Origin of the sequence: Novipirellula rosea (assembly GCF_039541335.1) — a bacterium.
Classification (GTDB): domain Bacteria; phylum Planctomycetota; class Planctomycetia; order Pirellulales; family Pirellulaceae; genus Novipirellula; species Novipirellula rosea.
In genome coordinates, this window is the sequence record NZ_BAABGA010000047.1 from 36,363 (window position 1) to 53,951 (window position 17,589).

Annotated in this window: 18 protein-coding genes and 1 pseudogene; 14 read left to right on the forward strand and 5 right to left on the reverse strand. The window is 50.3% G+C overall.

Going from position 1 to position 17,589, the window contains the following annotated elements:
* Window positions 1-5: 5 nt before the first annotated feature.
* Window positions 6-197 carry a hypothetical protein gene (locus tag ABD971_RS18825; protein ID WP_345324580.1) on the reverse strand — a complete coding sequence of 64 codons (192 nt, stop codon included), beginning with the start codon at window positions 195-197 and terminating at the stop codon, window positions 6-8.
* A 49-nt stretch (window positions 198-246) separates the two neighbouring features.
* On the opposite strand from ABD971_RS18825, the gene ABD971_RS18830 reads away from it, so the two are divergent.
* The 9 genes and pseudogenes from ABD971_RS18830 to ABD971_RS18865 all read left to right on the forward strand — a co-directional run bounded on the left by ABD971_RS18830 (window position 247) and on the right by ABD971_RS18865 (window position 9,939).
* Window positions 247-1,299 carry a phage NrS-1 polymerase family protein gene (locus tag ABD971_RS18830; RefSeq protein WP_345324582.1) on the forward strand — a complete coding sequence of 351 codons (1,053 nt, stop codon included), beginning with the start codon at window positions 247-249 and terminating at the stop codon, window positions 1,297-1,299.
* A gap of 11 nt (window positions 1,300-1,310) precedes the next feature.
* Window positions 1,311-1,523, forward strand: a complete 213-nt coding sequence (locus ABD971_RS18835) for a hypothetical protein (RefSeq protein ID WP_339944542.1) — start codon at window positions 1,311-1,313, stop codon at window positions 1,521-1,523.
* Window positions 1,524-1,893: 370 nt separating this feature from the next.
* On the forward strand, window positions 1,894-2,628 hold the full coding sequence (locus ABD971_RS18840) for a hypothetical protein (protein WP_345324584.1): 735 nt from the start codon (window positions 1,894-1,896) through the stop codon (window positions 2,626-2,628).
* A gap of 345 nt (window positions 2,629-2,973) precedes the next feature.
* Window positions 2,974-3,150 (forward strand): hypothetical protein, encoded by a 177-nt coding sequence (locus tag ABD971_RS18845; protein ID WP_339944546.1) that lies wholly within the window; start codon window positions 2,974-2,976, stop codon window positions 3,148-3,150.
* On the forward strand, window positions 3,147-4,001 hold the full coding sequence (locus ABD971_RS18850) for a DNA adenine methylase (RefSeq protein ID WP_345324589.1): 855 nt from the start codon (window positions 3,147-3,149) through the stop codon (window positions 3,999-4,001). Before ABD971_RS18845 ends, ABD971_RS18850 begins: the two co-directional genes overlap by 4 nt.
* 1,016 nt (window positions 4,002-5,017) lie before the next feature.
* Window positions 5,018-5,545 carry a hypothetical protein gene (locus ABD971_RS18855; protein WP_345324591.1) on the forward strand — a complete coding sequence of 176 codons (528 nt, stop codon included), beginning with the start codon at window positions 5,018-5,020 and terminating at the stop codon, window positions 5,543-5,545.
* A 469-nt stretch (window positions 5,546-6,014) separates the two neighbouring features.
* A pseudogene (locus ABD971_RS36105) lies at window positions 6,015-6,251 on the forward strand (AAA family ATPase); the annotation flags it as partial.
* Between the two features lie 348 nt (window positions 6,252-6,599).
* On the forward strand, window positions 6,600-7,997 hold the full coding sequence (locus ABD971_RS18860) for an ATP-dependent nuclease (RefSeq protein ID WP_345324593.1): 1,398 nt from the start codon (window positions 6,600-6,602) through the stop codon (window positions 7,995-7,997).
* A complete protein-coding gene (locus tag ABD971_RS18865; protein ID WP_345324595.1) occupies window positions 7,990-9,939 on the forward strand; it encodes a UvrD-helicase domain-containing protein in 1,950 nt (649 codons plus the stop codon). The genes ABD971_RS18860 and ABD971_RS18865 overlap by 8 nt, the downstream gene beginning before the upstream one ends.
* Before the next feature lie 19 nt (window positions 9,940-9,958).
* Here ABD971_RS18865 and ABD971_RS18870 read toward each other — a convergent pair whose 3' ends face one another.
* Genes ABD971_RS18870 through ABD971_RS18880 form a run of 3 tightly spaced genes read right to left on the reverse strand, consistent with a single transcriptional unit; the run spans window position 9,959 to window position 13,336 of the window.
* The gene (locus ABD971_RS18870) at window positions 9,959-11,413 is read right to left on the reverse strand and encodes an argonaute/piwi family protein (RefSeq protein WP_345324597.1); all 1,455 of its coding nucleotides are present in this window, start codon (window positions 11,411-11,413) and stop codon (window positions 9,959-9,961) included.
* Window positions 11,406-12,749, reverse strand: coding sequence for a DUF4365 domain-containing protein (locus ABD971_RS18875; RefSeq protein WP_345324599.1), 1,344 nt, complete (start codon window positions 12,747-12,749; stop codon window positions 11,406-11,408). The genes ABD971_RS18870 and ABD971_RS18875 overlap by 8 nt, the downstream gene beginning before the upstream one ends.
* Entirely contained in the window at window positions 12,746-13,336 is a 591-nt protein-coding gene (locus ABD971_RS18880) for a hypothetical protein (protein ID WP_345324601.1), read from the reverse strand. The genes ABD971_RS18875 and ABD971_RS18880 overlap by 4 nt, the downstream gene beginning before the upstream one ends.
* Window positions 13,337-13,389: 53 nt before the next feature.
* Between ABD971_RS18880 and ABD971_RS18885 the strand changes: the two genes are divergently transcribed.
* From ABD971_RS18885 to ABD971_RS18895, 3 genes are all read left to right on the forward strand, one after another.
* Complete coding sequence (locus ABD971_RS18885) at window positions 13,390-13,518, forward strand: hypothetical protein (RefSeq protein ID WP_345324603.1); 129 nt, start codon at window positions 13,390-13,392, stop codon at window positions 13,516-13,518.
* 427 nt (window positions 13,519-13,945) lie between these two features.
* Window positions 13,946-14,923, forward strand: a complete 978-nt coding sequence (locus ABD971_RS18890; protein WP_345324605.1) for a DUF932 domain-containing protein — start codon at window positions 13,946-13,948, stop codon at window positions 14,921-14,923.
* A 63-nt stretch (window positions 14,924-14,986) separates the two neighbouring features.
* On the forward strand, window positions 14,987-15,670 hold the full coding sequence (locus ABD971_RS18895) for a metallophosphoesterase (protein WP_345324607.1): 684 nt from the start codon (window positions 14,987-14,989) through the stop codon (window positions 15,668-15,670).
* On the opposite strand, the gene ABD971_RS18900 is transcribed toward ABD971_RS18895, so the two are convergent.
* Complete coding sequence (locus ABD971_RS18900; RefSeq protein WP_345324609.1) at window positions 15,652-15,960, reverse strand: hypothetical protein; 309 nt, start codon at window positions 15,958-15,960, stop codon at window positions 15,652-15,654. The two genes, ABD971_RS18895 and ABD971_RS18900, sit on opposite strands and share 19 nt — an antisense overlap.
* A gap of 83 nt (window positions 15,961-16,043) precedes the next feature.
* Between ABD971_RS18900 and ABD971_RS18905 the strand changes: the two genes are divergently transcribed.
* Window positions 16,044-16,562 (forward strand): hypothetical protein, encoded by a 519-nt coding sequence (locus ABD971_RS18905; protein WP_339944570.1) that lies wholly within the window; start codon window positions 16,044-16,046, stop codon window positions 16,560-16,562.
* A 35-nt stretch (window positions 16,563-16,597) separates the two neighbouring features.
* Entirely contained in the window at window positions 16,598-17,446 is an 849-nt protein-coding gene (locus tag ABD971_RS18910) for a PD-(D/E)XK nuclease family protein (RefSeq protein WP_345324612.1), read from the forward strand.
* The last annotated feature ends 143 nt before the right edge of the window (window positions 17,447-17,589 follow it).

The window sequence follows — 17,589 nt, forward strand, 5'->3', positions numbered from 1 at the left end:
ACGGCTCAGTTGAAATCTTCACTGAACCCCATCAGCCCCTGCGGCTGGTGGGGTTCTTTCTTTGGATTCGTGCGAACGAGAAAGTCCCATGATTGGAACGTATCAGAATTATCGGTAACCCGGTTCCGATCCAATGCGGTCAACGCCTTGGGAAAACCGGTGCCAGCGATGTGCGAAGCTTTGGCTTCAAATCTCAAGTATCGGATCTAAAACAATTTCATGCCGAAGAAGAAGTGGAAACAAAAGATGAACCATGAGAACAATATTTCACAGCAGAGTAAATCAAGTAATTCACAGGGTAGAGAGAAAGAGAACCATGAAGACAAACCAATTAAAGTACATCCAACAATGTCAGCCGTCAGCAACAAACCTTCCATTGATGTCAACGCCGTTCCGGCGAAGCTGCGACGTTTCGATCAATGGGTCTGCTGGAAGTACGTGCAGGATCAATGCGGCGGACGCCGGCGAAAGGTTCCTGTGAATCCGAAGTCAAGACGCTTCGCGAGCGTCAAAGACCCATCGACATGGTCCGGCATCGACAACGCTATCCTGACGTATTCGAAGCACTTGGATGAGCTCGATGGAATCGGGTTCGTTTTTACCATGGACGATCCCTTCATCGGGGTCGACCTGGACGACTGTCGAGACCCCACCACTGGCAACCTGTCGGTTACAGCGGATGAGATCCGCGACTTTTTGCCAACCTACACTGAAGTATCGCCATCGGGTACGGGATTGAAGGCCATTGCAACGATTGACTCATTCTTCCCCAGTCGTCGGCGGTCAGATCCTGAAATCGAAATTTACAGTTCGGGGCGGTTCTTCACCATCACCACGCTGACGATCGACGGTGATCTCCGCATTCGTGATGCGACCGACGCGATAGCCGATATTCTGAGGCTATTTTTTGACGACCCCGGGGATCTCGACAAGAGCATTCCGCTGCCTGCCGCCCCATCCTGTGCGTCGGACCACGCTGTGCTCAATAGGGCAATGGCAGCCCGCAACGGAGATAAGTTCCGCGAGCTTTGGGGTGGAAGTTCCCGCGAGTTCAACGGCAATCAAAGTCAAGCCGATCTCAGCCTGTGTCGTCTCCTGGCATTTTGGTGTGGGCCATGCGTTGCCCAGATTGACCGCCTGTTTCGCAGTAGCGGTCTGTTTCGGTCCAAGTGGGATGAGAGGCACTTTAGTAGCGGGGCGACGTATGGAATGGAAACGATCCAACGTGCCATCGTTGCTCAAGGAACCACCTTTTACCGGTGGCATCGTATTGCCAACCACAATCCCAAAACCGAATGAGAACCAGTGCGATGAATAAGCGAGCAACATCCGGCGACGACAACTCATTGAAGATCAAGAACGGTCGCGAAGCCAATGGTAAGCCTTCCAAAGGTTTTCGCATTGTTCATGTTGCCGTCCCTGACCAAGTGTTCCGACACGCCAAAGTCCAAGCATTGCTAGCCGGTAAGACTTGGACCGAATTCATAACCGACACCCTCAAGTCTACGTCCACCAATCCATGACCCTCACCACACACATGTCTCCGCAAATGAATCACTTGCGAAGGTTTGGGAGCGTTTGCTTCCCAGAACGTCAGAACATCTAACTCAGATTTGTTCTGGCATCCTCGGACATGCGAGCGATAAAAGGAACAATTAGACCGGTAAATGAAGAAGCAGATGATTCACTAGAATCAGCTGATCTCTCCTGAAGATAGCTACGAACTATAGCACGACTCCGTGGATCGAAATCCGCAAAATCACTCTCAGAGCCGTTTGGATGCAAAGAGAAAAAGATTTATCAGGAACATCGCTAAAACAGACTCGTGTGTGATTCACAACCGTCACATTAACCTAATTTGGACGCCCAACCCCTTACAGCAAATCATCTCAAATGGTCACTGAAACAAATATCGATAAAACAAATTTCTCAACGATGTTCTCTCAAATAGTTTTCCAGGGACGTGAAACCACGTTAATACACCTAAAGTCTCCATCTCAAGTTTTGCAAGACGGTTTAATCTTAAAAGTCCCCAATATCGACACCTGTCAAGACTCTATAATTGGTGTCGACTCATTGGTTGCTCCTTTAATCGACCGTTACGAATTCCTCGAATCTCGGTTTATGGATTGCGAGTGCTACTCTAATTCTGTCAGGTGGGACGCCATAAGCCTTCTCAACAAAGTGGATCTTGATTCCGAAGATTCAAATGTTACGAATCAGCACCTTCAGCGAGTATTCGGCATCATTCAAGTGCATGCATCCCTCTCTCGAGTGTTTCGACTCGACTTGAAAAACGTATTGCCGGATATTGCTAAGCAAATAAATGATGGCGTTTCAGTCAGGTCAAGTTCAGAGGAGAAGACAGAAGAAATTCTGGAACACATTACCAAATCACTTAAGCAGATCGAAGATGAGCTCTTTCTCATAAACGACATCCAAAGAGTTTGCACGACGTACCTGATGATCCTTAAAAAATTCGGTTCGATTCATCATCGAGCTCTCTTGAAAATTGAAGAGGCCGGACCTCACCCAGGATCCGAAGCGAAAGCATATATCTGCGTTGAGGGAACCGTCGACGGAATACTCGAACCGCTTAATCTCTTCGAATACTCAGATCTGGTGTGAGTGCGACCCCCAAGAGCAAGCCCAAATGTGTCGCTTGCCAAAAACAGCAATATCGCGAGAAGCGATTTAGAGCACCGACATGCACAGCCTCAACTGATGTCACATCAGCAAGCTGTTTCTCGAGCGTGCAACTGCTTCAGCCTAGATGGTTCAGGCAGGCTGATCACGATCTTCCACGCAGATTCTTTCGAAGAGCAAACAACCACAATGCAGACACGTAAAATACGGCCGGCAAGACCTGGGACGAATGCGTGACGGACGCACTCAAGTCTGCGACCAACATTCCTTAACCTATCGCAACTATTTCTCCGTCAATAAATCCGTCACCCATCAAGACCGAATCCCTTGGAATTGCTTGGATTTTGCGGTGACGATTTTGAGGCTGCGGTGATTTCTTTAAGTTGGCAATTGGTATCTGCATTTTCTGTAGTCCGAACAAGAGAAGGAATCGTGCGATCGGTAAATGGAGAAGCAGCTGAATCACTTGAATCAGCCAAACCTTCTTCACGAGAATTTCAATGAACTACGAACTAGAGATCCAGTCTCAGGACTGGAAAACTGCCAAATCGCCGGCAGCTCCAATTGCGTGGATGGGTGGTAAGAGCTTGCATGCGAATTGGATCTTGGAACACTTTCCTGATCACCGAATATACGTCGAACCATACGGTGGGATGGCAAACGTTCTTCTGAAGAAACAACGTAGCGAGATTGAGATTTACAATGATCTCGACTTTCGACTGGTCAACCTGTTTCGGGTGATTCGTGATCCTGAAAAACTTAAATTGCTTCAACAGATGTGTGAGCTGACACCGTACAGTCGAAAGGAATTTGAGTCACTTGTTCAGGAAAAAGAACCTAGCGATCCTGTCCAGCGTGCTTACTGGTTCTTTGTTCGGTGCAGGCAAGCTCGCGGCGGCTTGGGGAGCCAGGCATTAACGCCAAGTGCCTGGGCCACGAGCAAACGTGCTAGGCGTCAAATGCCCGAGCCAATATCAAAATACCTCTCCGCAGTTGACGGGCTTCCTGAGGTAGCAGATCGATTCCGAACAGTCGTCGTCGAGTCACTTCCGGCTCTTGACTTATTCAGAAAGTACGATTCCGATGACTCCCTGTTTTACTGTGATCCGCCATATCCACATGGCACCTTGGCAAATCAAAAGCAGCCGCTCTACGAGTTCACCATGAGTGACGCTGAGCATTTGCTTTTCTTAAACACCATCAAGGCACTGGAGGCGAAGGTCATCGTCAGTGGCTACTCGACTCCGGTTTACGACCGCGAGCTCTCAAGCTGGAGGAAATTAGAAAAATCAACTCACGTTCAGTTTTCTAACTCCGGAGGAAGCCGAAGCGAGGTGCTTTGGATGAACTTTTAACGTAAGCATCCAATCTTCTCTCTAAGCTCCGCCCCCCTAGGTCTCTTCCGATTGAAACTCAATTCAAACGAATGTCCGGTAAAACCATGCCAACGAATCATGACGGGAACAATGCCGATGGCGGGAGAAACGCAACGCCGATTACTGGTCGGCTACCGGGAGGGGAGACAGCCGCTGGCTATCGTGTCGTTCACATCGCCGTCCCTGAGCCTGTATTCAACCACGCAAAAGCACAGGCGTTCCTTGCCGGCAAGACCTGGACCGAGTATGTCACAGATCTACTTCAAAGTTCTTTGAAGTAACATTTGTTTTCCGAAACCAGAGCATGAGCGAGTTTTCTTATGAGCAGAAACGTCAAGATCGAAACGCACATCCCTGACTTTAATGCTTTAGCATCTGAAGTCGAATCTCGAGGCAAAGCAATGATAGCCAGCGGAGAGTACCGGTGCATTTTCTTGAATCCAATTGCCTCTGTTCTTGCCGATGAACCAACGCCAGCATTCTTTCGAGCCGTTCGGCAACATCAAAGGCGTTGGTTCAAGCAAGCTGGTCACGTCTTTCCTCGCAGCATTCGACGAAGCGTCCGCGACTACATCGCCGACGACGGCAGGATGTCCAAGCGAGATCGTTTCCTACATCGTGCTAGATGTTGGACGGGAATCCTTTACAAAGATGGTCGCGTGATCCAGCCCCACAGATGGGACGAACTTGTAGCAAGCACGCCGGAATAGCTGTCCGGATAGAAGACTGCTCGTTTTCGAGACAGAATTCCAAAAATAAGTTTCTGGAACGTGTCGGCTGCCTGTGGGGATTCTGTTGATTCTCGTTACCTCAAATAAGAGGAAAACTTGCTCGTTGCTCTTGCTAGAGCGCAATTATGTAGTTGTATTTATGTCCTTGCACATCACCAACATTTTACATTGAACCATAAGGCATTTCTGATGAAACCAACCTAAAGCACTGCACGCTTTCAAATCTGGAAGGCAACGGTAAAGCATTACGGTGGTCGTGTAAGCATGCCTCGCAAAATGTATTTCGCGTTTCCAGCAGAGCCTGACAGCAGTCGCTTAGTCTCATTTGTGATCGTTGACGACAACCAATCAAGCTTCGTTGAATGGATTTACGTCGAGGAAGGCACAAGACGGAGCGGAGTCGCGACCGAGGTGCTTCAATTTATTGAGCAACACGGAAACGAGTTAACTATTTCCGGTGCGACGCCAGAAGGAGACATGTTCACTGAAGCATATACCACGCAATTCCCAAGACTCGGATTGGCCAATAACGCCTACTCGCTGATGGTAGGAAAATCCAAACGACATGAGATTTGGGTGACGAGGCTTGAGCAAACGCCTGGTAATGACTTAGATATTGTACAGATATGGCCTCGAGACGAACATTGTGCTCGACCAGTTAGCACCATGACAATCTATCCCGCAAAATCAAAAGCTGTGAAAGTAGTCTTCGCAGACGAAATCTACAGGGAACTTTCAACATCCGAGCTGCTAGATGGATTAGAAACGATTTTTGAACCCGCTGAAGTCTGAGGCGTGTCGCTCTCAGATAGCTCTGATGCTGTCGTTTGCCAAAAAGAGGACTGATAAGCGTAAGCACGCAAATTGAAGTGAACGGACGACAAATTCAATGTTAGAATAACGCTGGTGGGAAATGCCCAGCCAGCATTCTTGACGCCGACCCGCGTTTAGTTTTGCTGCGTAGCCGGGAATTGCGGCGACGCACTTTGACAACTGATGTTCGATTTAATTTGAGAGAATGTCAAACGCTTCTTCGTGTCGGGGTTTCAATCGAAGATAGCTCATCAGAGGTGTCACTTGAATCCAGAAGCACTGTGTCGGGATTGCGGCTGTCGGTCGCTCTTTCTAAATCCCAGACATTTCCTGTGACACTCCGCTGCAATGAACACCATCATCGTGGCGTTGCTGATGAAGAAATTTGCCAAAACTAATCCGGATGGTGATTGTTGTTCGAGGCAATTTCGGCAACAATCTGGCGATCATGCAAATCTCAAGCGTCACGTTATGCAATTTCCGGTGTTTTGGTCCGGAACCGACAACCATCAAACTCGATGACGTCACTGCGTTGATTGGTGGAAATGGGGCCGGGAAGTCGGCCACGATGATCGGCCTTGCTCGGCTATTCGGTCTGACAAAAAGTGAACGAACCATCCGAGCCGATGATTTCTTTCTTCCCGCCGGAATTTCTCGCAATGATGCCGAGCTCGAAACACTGGAATTGTGGATTGATGTTCGGTTGGACTTCCCGGAACTTGGCGCCCCAGGCAACGATCAGACGGTCGCTCAGCACTTCAAGCAGATGTTAGTCGACTCCCCAGGTGAACGCCCTTATTGTCGCATGCGTCTAGCTGCTACGTGGACCAAGGGAAATCTGCCGGAGGGCGAGATCGAACAATCACTCACCTGGGTTCGCCAAGCTGGGAGTTTTTCTGATCCTGTGGATCCCCGACAATGCAAACGCGTTGAACCTTACGAACGGCAACGAATCCACGTTCACTACGTCCCCGGCGCTCGTGATCCGACAAAGCATGTCGCGGTGTCGTCAGGTTCACTTTTGAAGCGATTGTTGGATGCCGCAGTCTGGAACGATGGATTGGAACAGATTGTCGGACAAGCCGTTGAGGGCCTGTCGCAATCGTTTGCGGCGGAACCAGCGATAAACGAGCTGCGAACTCAACTTAACAATTCTTGGAAAGCTCTCTGCAATAGCTCTAGGTTCATTGAGGTGGCGTTGGACTTAGAGAGTCGTTCGCTCCAGGATTTAGTTTCGTCATTTTCTGCGCGGATGCAAACAGCTAATGACGGCGAAACGGTTCCTGTTGATCGTCTCAGTGATGGCTTGCGCTCGCTACTCTACTTCGCGATCATTGAATCGGCGTTCAAGATTGAGCAAGATGCGATGGACGAAAGCCGGCCGTCCACGTTCGATGCTGACTCGCTTGCGCCACCCGAGTTGACGCTCTTTGCGATTGAAGAACCCGAAACACATTTGGCACCGCACTTACTTGGTCGTGTCTTGAAAATGTTTCGTCGAATTGCTGGTTCACCTCGTGCACAAGCCGTTTTCAGCTCGCATTCCGCATCTGTTCTCTCAAGGATTGAGCCGCAAGAAGTGCGGCATCTTCGGTTGCGTCCCGAGGATGCGGTAACACAGGTGTCTATGATTGAGTTGCCGGAAGATGGTACAGAAGCAGACAAATTTGTTCGGGAGGCTGTCCGTGCCTTTCCTGAGTTGTATTTCGCTCGGTTGGTTGTGTTGGGAGAGGGTGACAGCGAACAAGTCGTGCTTGCTCGTTTGTTGCAAGCGAATGAACTGGAATCGGATCCGAATGTAATCTCTGTCGTTCCTCTTGGTGGAAGACACGTCAATCACCTGTGGCGATTACTTAACAGCTTGTCAATTCCGTATCTCACTCTACTGGACCTCGATTGCGAGCGTGAAGGAGGTGGTTGGGGACGCATTCACTACGTTTGCAATCAGTTGCGTTTGCTCGGGTACGGAGACGAATTCATAACGCTGGCGCAGCTTGTCACCATGCCTTCAGCGGATGTTGCGGATGCAACTCTGAATTCTTGGATCGCCCATCTTGAAAAGTTCGGAGTGTACTTTTCAACTCCATTGGACCTGGATTTTTCGATGCTTCGTTCTTTCACGGCGCAGTATTCCGCCATCGCTTCAGGCAATCCCCACGCATTTGCAGTGGATGATGCGACTAAAAAGACCGCCCAGTTGACGAGTCTGCTCGACGCTGTGCTTGGGTTAAAAACTGGAGCTTCAAAAGTCTACACGGAAAGGGACATTGACCTCTTCCGATGGTATCGCTACTTCTTCCTGAACGGCAGCAAACCTGCTACGCACATGGCGGCTTTGTCGCAGATTAACGACGAACTGTTGATACAGAATTGCCCGTCCGAACTCTCGCGTTTTTTTTCCGCGATCAAGCAGAGAATCGGAAATGGGTAGGTGCGCAACAAAAAAATCGCGAATCGAGCCGCAGGATTGGCGTCCCGTTGGTGTCGCAGGTCTTGAAGAAGCAGCCGAAGCGGCGGTGCGAAGTGAAAAGAATAGTATTGTTGTTGCTGGCCCCGGTTCCGGAAAAACTGAGCTTTTGGCCCAGCGGGCCGACTACCTGCTGCGTACAGGGATCTGTCCCGACCCAAAACGCATTCTGGCCATTAGTTTCAAGCGAGATGCTGCCAAGAACTTGCGGGAACGTGTAGCTGATCGCCTTCCCGAAAATCTAGCGGAACGTTTCGACTCGTGGACATACGCGGCCTTTGACAAGCAAATTGTTGACCGATTTCGCTTGGCCATTCCAGAATGTTGGCGTCCACCAACCGACTATTCTATCGACTTCTACGAAATTGGAGACAGGACGGCAAGTAGCATCATACAGAGAGAGGCGAGCGCTCTTGGTGTTGGTCCGGCAGGCTACAGTCAAATTAAGCCCATCGCTTGGTTTCGAGAGCAATTTTTGCAGAGGTTACCAGTTGACCCGTCGGATTTGGCGGCGGGTTCTCTGGAGGATCGCATCGTAGTCGCCGCGTGGAGGCGATATCTCTCTCCGAAGCGTCCGATCTTGAGTTTCGGCATGATCTCACGTTTGGCGGAACTGCTGGTCAGAGCCAATCCCCAGTTGTTGTCGGCACTTCGATCAACTTACTCGCACGTCTTTTTGGACGAGTTCCAAGACACCACTGACCTGCAATACGACTTCGTCAGAACATCATTTCACGAATCAAAATCCATCCTCACCGCCGTCGGCGATACAAAGCAATGCATCATGACTTGGGCAGGTGCATTGGCGGGAGTCACTCGCCAGTTCGCGGACGAGTATCGCGCTGAACCCCATCTACTAAGATGCAACTTTCGTTCCGAGCCAGAATTGATCGCGATCATAGGTTCCCTCGCCAAGCAAATTGAGCCATACGCGGTGACTCCGATTCATGGCCTCGGAAAGCAACACGGGGAAGGCGAGTGCCGCGTCTTCGAGTTTGCGGACGACGAAGCCGAAGCAAACGCAATTGCCGAAGTTTTAACGCAGACAATTGAAATTGATGGCATTTCTCCACGCGATGTTTGCGTAATTTGCAGGCAACAAGTGTCGAAGTATTCAGACTCACTTTCAACAGCGATGCGTGCGAGAACTGCTGCGGTGCAAGTTCGCGATGAGTCTCAACTTCAAGATCTCTTGTCTGAACCGGTCGTCACAATCTTGCTGGATGCGTTTCAAGTCGCGACTAGCCGAACGGCGCAACCGGTGGCTTGGGAAAGACTTCAGAAGACTTTGAGCCAGACCACTTACGGGAACACGGACAAAGTGGTGATGCGTCGTAACAGCCTGCTTTCTACGACCATCGAAAAGCTTGCCGTATCGCTTCCGGGATGCGAAGCAACAGGTAGAGGTGTTGGATCGCAGTTGCTGGAGGTAGTTAAGGCGTTCGGTGTTGATGCGATCAAGCTGAATCATGAACCCTATCGACAAGGAGATTTTTTCAAAAAAACGCTGCAAGATTTGGCAACGGAATTACTGAAGCGATACGGAGACAAACCTACTCAATCGCGAGACTGGACGCATGTGCTATCGGACTTGATGGGCGAGACATCAATTCCAATCATGACCATTCACAAGAGCAAAGGTTTAGAGTACCACACGGTAGTTTTCCTTGGTCTCGAAGATGCGGCCTTCGGCAACCTGTCTGATCCTGACGGCGAGGGAAATAATTTTTTTGTCGCCATGTCGCGAGCAAAGAAGCGAGTCCTGTTCACGTTTGCGAAAAACCGCTTCGGTCGCACTCAAAAGCGAGATAAAGTCGAAGCATTCTACGGTTGGTTGCGGGTAGCTGGCGTACCGATTGAGGATGGCTCGAAAGTTAAATTCAGTTCGAGAATATGGACCTACTAATCAATTTCGAAAATGCACTCTACATGTAGTAACTATATCGAACTGGAATCACCGAATCGGCATCCAGGTAGCGTAAGACGTTGCCAACGTTTCTGGCGGCGGCGATCGTGATAGGATCGGAGTTCACGAACCGGGTGCTGTTCCAGTTCATTTTGCTCAGCGCCAGAATCTCCATGAGGATGCGTTCAGGCGGGCGTTCAATTTGATCGAACTGGATTTCGATGGGGCGCGGAACGTACATGCCTGGGTAGGCCCGGTAGAAGTCGACGCTGCCTTGGGTATAAAGGATCGACGTGCAATCGTCCAATTCGATGGCGGTTCCGCGAAGCGGCGGATTGGGCTTGCCGCGAAAGAATCGAACCGATGATTTGCGGATCGAGACAAGGTCCAGCTGGTCAATGTTAAACTGGTCAACCACGTTGTTGAACCCTTCCGTCTCACCCTCGTCGAAGTATGACGTTTTGTGACAGACGACCCTGGCCGGTAGGTTTCCGTGTTCCTTCTTGTAGAGTTTCAAGGCGGATCGCAAAAGTTCGGCTGAAACATCGACGTCCATGTGAACGGTGCGGTCCTCTTTTTCAACCAATACCTGGCCACCACGAACAACGACGCCTTCACCGCGTTCGTTGAAAACCTGAGCCACGCTCGTTTGGATGGAGTCACGGTCGGCAGTATAAAAATAGCTGACCCCAACAAAGCACGTGTCCAAGTCGGTTGCAATGCGTGGAAGTCGCCATGGAACTCCGCCCGCTTTGTAATAGAGTGCCGTATAGAAATTCCAGGCACGGGATGCTTCGTCCTCGATATCCTTGGTGGAGGAGCCATCCTGTCGGTACCGGTGGACCTTTCCACCGTAGGTTGCAGGACGAACCATTTGTACAGGAGCCTTCATTGTCATGGCGCGAGCCTTCAACAGATCGTGCCAAACTGTTTTGTGGGCTTCGTCTTTCGACCTTCGTCGGCGAGAGCGTGGTGTTCCTGGAGCGACGGAACCGGTGTCGATGGGTTTGAGAAGATCCGGCGGTGGCAGACATATCACGACGTCGGCGGAGACGCTCTGCAAGAGATCGTTGGCTTCAGATAGAAAGTAGTCCACCGACTCAGAAACCATCCGCTCTCGATCCGCGATCGTCGCTAGTCGCCGAATCTCTCGCGAATTGATTGATCGCGTGGTTTGGTCGTTCGCTACAAAGTCACACAGCGGTTTGCCATCGCCAAATCCAAGAAACGCGGGAAACAACGTCACAAGAGACGTCTTCTTGGCAGCAACGCCCGCGCGGCACTTATTGAGCCACCGTGTGAATAGATCAATCGTTTGTTGGTCGCCAACTAAGCCAAGCCTGACCTTGCTGGGTGCCATCTCGGTTCCGGCATCGAGCGGGCCATGCGTTGACAGACCGAATCGAATGTCGATGTGTTTGCCACTGCCAAACTCAAGCTCAGGTTCGTTGATAAAGGTTACCTTTCTATTCATCAAACAAACCTGCTCCAAAATTTGATAAATCGATGTCGTCCGGTTCTTCAGGGACTGAACTTTTGATTCGTGTCCACGCTTTGTCGTCGATGCCAACCGGACATTCAGCCCATTCGATTGAACCAAAACCGAGAAATAGGTAGGGATCGTCGAGCAACGAGTCTCGATCCTTGAGCATCTCTGTGTACATGACGATGGCTCCCGACACCGCCGCATCCTTTTCCAGATTCTTGATTCCCGAAAGATGTTCTTGTCGGTAAGGATCAGGAGCCACCCCATCCGATGTAAAGACGTAAGTTGGCTCGATCATCAAGAACCAAGAATCATCGAAACGCAAAAAGCGATGCGAGAAAGCGTTGTGACGATAGTAGGCCACCCGCGTAGGTTCGGCCTTGTTCATCTGTTTGGAAACAACGGCTCGTTGTGTCTTTTTCTTTCGCGAGCGATAATAAAAGTCTCGGATGATGTCACGTGAATGCGGCTTGAAGTAGTGGCACTCCTGTTCTGAATCCCATCGCAATCGCCAGGAGTTGGTGATCTCGTTGAAACACCCGTTCAGAATTTGAACGAATACCGATCGCAGCTTCGGGTCTGTCGAGCTGGCCATAGCGTCAGCATCAATCGTCGTCACTGTCGTGACATTGCATACGAGCGACCATGGTTCATTGCTTAAGTCGTGGTATGAGTAGACTCGCTTCCCGTTGCCGTATGCCCATTCACGCGGCGGATAGGGTTCGACTTCCTTGAGCTTCTCTCGGAAATCCTTTCCGCTCTCGCAATCCGTCTCCGCCGTAAAAATCGTTTCCCCTATTCGATCCACGCGGATCAAGTTTGACATTAGTTTTTCAGGTGTCGGTGACGGGGTAAAATAAGTCCCCGCACCGTGTCGATTACCAATCGCTTTCCATTGTTGAGCGGAAGACTCGTTGAGCCGATCTTCGATCGGGTCAAATCGAATCGTTTTGTCGTTCTTAGAATCTTTGTCGCGAAAATAGTCTTTGACGTTGACCCAGTAAGCAATTTCGTCTTCAGGAACTGAGACGACCAAGATCACGGGTGTGCTTCCTTCGAGCCAGTACTGGAGATCAGCGGGTTTGCAGTAATACGTCGGTGCTCCCTTTGCTTCTGTGATTTCTGAAACGGCTTTGCTTTGAACGGGAATCCAACAGTTCTTCACTTCGCCTGTCACGTCATCGCGCAGTTCCACCCATCCGTCGATCCCCGCTTCCACTGGTTGATTCGAGGGGTGCCAGGTGAAGCCCATTTTCAAAACCACTTTTTGGATCAGGTTGACCCCCATCTCGCCGAGTATCTGTGCATCCGTGATCCGTTTCATGTCGTTGCTCCATTTGCTGATGACGGCGGCATGATGGGCATTCGAGGCGGAGCAGTTTTCCAGAGAAGTGACTCTTCTTCAACGGTCAGGCCAAAGGCTTGATTGACCAGCAATGCGAGTTGCCACTCCAGCTGCTTCGCTTGCTGCCGCAGCTTCGACGCAGGCAGTGACGTTTCATTGAATCCGTCACGTAGAGCTTTCAATCCTGCAGGCGTGATAGGATTCTTTTTGCCACGCGACTTTCGGACTGATGCAACGATTGCGTTGAAGTCTTGCAGGGATGCCGTTTGAAGCAATCGAGGCAGCTTCTCGATCTCCATTTCGGTATGAAGCCAGTCTGCGAACGCTTGATCTGCTTTCTGGACGCCGTCGATGCAATCGCCCATTTTCTCCGTCAAGGATGGATCGAACTCGCCTGGTTGATCTGGAATTGGGATTCCAGCAACGTATTGCGTGAAGTATCGGAGTGCCTCGTCTTTGCCGTGCTGTGCCCGACGCCAACTGAACCACCATAGTGCCGGTGAGTTGAGAACGGCGAGAAGCCAAGGTGTAGGTGACGAAATGAAATAGACTGTGTTGTTGGTCATCGGTGCATCACGTCTACCGCTGTTGAATTATCGTGGAGTGAGAAGGATTTTAGATGCGGCCGGAGCGCTTCGCCTCGGAAGAGCGGTTTGGACGTGATGGACAATTAAAAATCCTCAATTACATTGTCGATGTTGCGAAATTAGTCGCGTTAATTTCCTACGAGTTAGATCGTATCTACTAGCCCGCACTGCAACTCGTTGGCACGCTAGCGAATTGTCAGCGATCACAGCAAGTGTGGTAGTTCTCATCGCCTGACACAATTGCACGCTGTTTTTCGGATCAACAAGCAAGAAGAATCACGCCTATGTCAATAGGTTTAGCTGTCTACAAAAATGCCAACAAGGTTTCTAGATTCGAAAAGGTTAACATTAATTTGGTGCCGGCAGTATAGCCGATCGGATTAGGTGGAAAATGAAGGCATTGGTAGTGCTTATCAAGTCAACGGAGGAGATATTCCGTCTTTGGTTTCGAGGCACTGATTGGAAATGCAAATCGGATGTACTGTGTATTTGCAAACAGCGGAGATCACAGAAGTAACAATTTGGCGAGTCGAAAGCCATTTAGGAGGGTACTTGAGTTGTTCCACTTCTCAAACTCAGGACTACGCAATGGCTCATGCACTGGCGACGACGGACGGAAAGACAGCAATGATGTACGCCGGGGAAACTCCCTGGCATGGACTTGGGACTCGGCTAGATCAACCAGCGACATCCCGTGAAGCGATCACCGCAGCCGGTCTCGACTACTACGTCGACTTAAAACCGATCTACACGAGCGATGGCACTCTGATTCCTCAGCGGAAGGCCGTCGTTCGAGACGATTCTCGTGAAGTACTGGGAGTCGTTGGCAACAGCTATCAGCCGGTCCAGAACTATCAAAGTTTTGGATTCCTGGATTCCATCGTCGCGGATGGGCAGTTGCGGTATCACACTGCTGGGGCTCTCGGGAAGGGTGAGAAGATTTGGATGCTGGCAAAACTGCCGGGCGAGATCCGAATCAAAGACTCCGAGGATGTGACTGACAAATTCCTATTGCTAAGCAATTCCCATGACGGCAGTTCAGCATTGCGGGTTTTCTTTACCCCAATCCGAGTTGTGTGCGCCAACACGCTGGGACTTGCCGAACGACGCGGACGTGGGCAGGGAGTCTCCGTCATTCACAAAGGTGATCTCGCCGCAAAAGTCGGCGAAGCTCAGAAGATCCTGGGACTCGCGGCGAAATTTTACGATAGCGTCGAGGAACGGATCAATCATCTGGCGAATCACTATCCAAGTCGCGAGCAACTGGCCGGTTACTTTGAGCGTCTGTACCCAGATACCCCAGACTCAAAGAACAAGCGAGCTGAAAATGTTCGATCCGAACTTTTCCGATTATTCGAGGAAGGGCTAGGGCACGACATTCCCGAGACGAAGCTGACGACATGGGCCGCGTTTAATGCAGTCACGGAGTTTGTTGACCATCACCGGACGACTCGGGGAAAGACCGATCGGGATCGAGCTTCTAGCCGGTTGGAGTCGGCCTGGTTCGGTAGCGGAGCTTCGCTGAAGGCACGAGCATGGGATGAAGCGTTGGAACTGGCAGTTTAGGCTGGCCCACGGTTGTCGCGAGTTCCAGGTAAGTTAGGTTTTCCCGCCATTCCTGGAACTCGCATGACGAACAAGCCTAACACCAACGGCCGACTTATCGCGATCGGCGACATTCACGGCCATGCTATGGCCCTGCGAGCTTTGATCAAAGCCATTCAGCCTTCCGCAGACGACGTCATTGTGACGCTGGGCGACTACGTCAATCGTGGACCTGATTCCAAGGGCGTGGTCGAATGTCTGATCGAACTTCAAGATCGCTGCAATCTAGTCCCGATTTTGGGGAATCATGATGAGATGCTCTTGGATGCACGAAAAGATCGTTACGCCTACGATCGATTCTTGGTGAGCGGTGGCCGAGAAACTGTCGCTTCCTATGGTAAGCAAAAGCTGGATGGTATCCCCAAATCCCACTGGGCATTTTTGGAGTCATGTCGTGACTACTACGAAACTGCAAGCTTCATTTTCACACACGCGAACTTTTGCAGCTACACACCATTGCCGCTTCAGCTTTCATCCGTGCTGCGATGGACTGGCATCGATGAGATGGACATATGCAAACACCGAACTGGAAAAGTTGCCATCGTTGGTCACTCAGTAGGCAAAAGAATTCGCGACTACGGAACTTGTATCTGCATTGATACCGGCTGTGGTTTTGGTGGACAGCTCACCGCCTACGATCCGACCAACAAGAGGCAATGGCAAGTTTCGGAGAACGGCTGGCGTACTGATCAGTCGACATCCAGATAGTAGATTTTCTGTTTTCGCCCAGCAAATTTCTCCTCGAAAGGTTCGGACCAATCTGGCTGCTCCGCTAGATAATCTCGCAACAGAATTCCGAAACATTGTCTTGAAAAGGGACCGCACTCTCTTTTCCAGTCAACAGACGATGCAAGACGCAAAATCTTATTACCTAACTCCGAGCTGTTGATCACAATCATTTCCTCCTCATCAATAACAGATTGGATTACGTCCTCCATTTGGGACTTAGTTTCGAGTGGCAGCCTACGGTAAGTGTCGAGCACGGCTTGCAATGTCATGGTGAGATCCAAACATGTAGGAAGTCATCTCGTCGTAATCGGGGTAAGTGGTTTGTCACTTACTCAAAACGCGAGACAATTTGATGTTGAAGGTAAACGTGGGGATGAGTCGAAAGGTTTCGAAAGATTTTAACAGCACTGGGTTCAGTGTGAACCTGGAGGGCGAAATTGGAGCTCCGGTCAACGATCCCGAATTTGTGATCGAAGAGATCAAAAAGTTCTATGATTTGGCTGAGGAATCGCTCCGAATTCAAATTGAACGATACCAAGACGATGGATCGATCGAACCGCGGCCCAACACCAACGGTCATCATTCACCTCGCCAAACATCGACGCTCCCAAGTTCCAACGGCAATGGACACGCCGATCGCTTGAATGGCAACGCCGCTCATGCTGACGAGCCATTCCATCCTCCGGCGACCAACAAGCAGATTCAGTTTTTGCTCACTCTCGGAAAACGGGATGGTCTCACGAAGCCCCAACTGGAACAGAGAGCAAAAACGATCCTCGGTCGCGAAACCGATCTCTACGACATGACTCGCCGTGAGGCAGGCAACGTCATCGACCAGTTCATGCCCTTGAACGGCAAGAAATCTGGCTAGACAGATCATTTGCACCCACCAACCGAGATTATTTCGTGAAACCAATCAAGCGTCCCCATTGGAGTTTCAGTTCGATTAACCAATATCGACGCTGTCCGCTCCAGTTCTTCTTCGAGAGGATTGTCAAAATCCCTCGCAGGACACTTAGCAGCAGTCTCGTTTTTGGCTCCGCCATTCATGATGCTCTGGCCGGTCACCACCAACGAATCAGGTTAGGCAGAGAATCTTCTGAACAGAACCTGAAGGCGGATTTTTTGGGATCATGGGATGTTCGCACCGCAGATCAAAAGGTCACGTTTAAAGCAAAAGAATCGGCGTCTGACTTGCTTGGTAAGGGGCAGGCCCTGATGGAATTGTATTCCAAAGAAGAACCACCAACGAACATCATCGCTGTAGAAGAACGTGTGTTGGTTCCATTGTGCGATAGTAGTGGCAACATCCTAGAGCGACCACTGGCCGCAACATGTGATCTGATTTCAGGATCAACCGAACAAACGGTAGTCACTGAGTTCAAGACATCGGCAAGGTCTTACTCCGTTTTCGACGTGGAAAGTTCGCTTCAACCGAGTTGCTACACTCAGTCAGCCCTGTCCACACTGGACCGATGGGTTTCAGTGGAATTCGTCGTTTTCACAAAAACGACTACCCCGAAAATTCAGAGACTGAAAACATCGAGGTCACAGCAGGATTTGAACCGACTCGGAGATGTGGCAAAGAATGTTGAGAAGGCAGTCGAGAATCAGATTTTCTACCCCATCGAAAGCCCAATGAACTGTTCTGGATGTCCCTATCGTCAGGAGTGCCGAGATTGGCGTCCAACCACATTGAATATCCAAGAGAAGCAGGAAGTTCATCGCAACAAAGAGGTCGTCTGTGCTGGTTGAAATCGGAGGGAAATCAGGGTGTCTTTGCGACTTAGCCGAGCAGGGGAAACTACATTGTCCACTCAATGTTCGTGCATCCAGTGAGGACGTGGTCACGGGCGAACTCTTCGGCAAGCTGCAACTCATTGCTCCTCGTTGGTGGC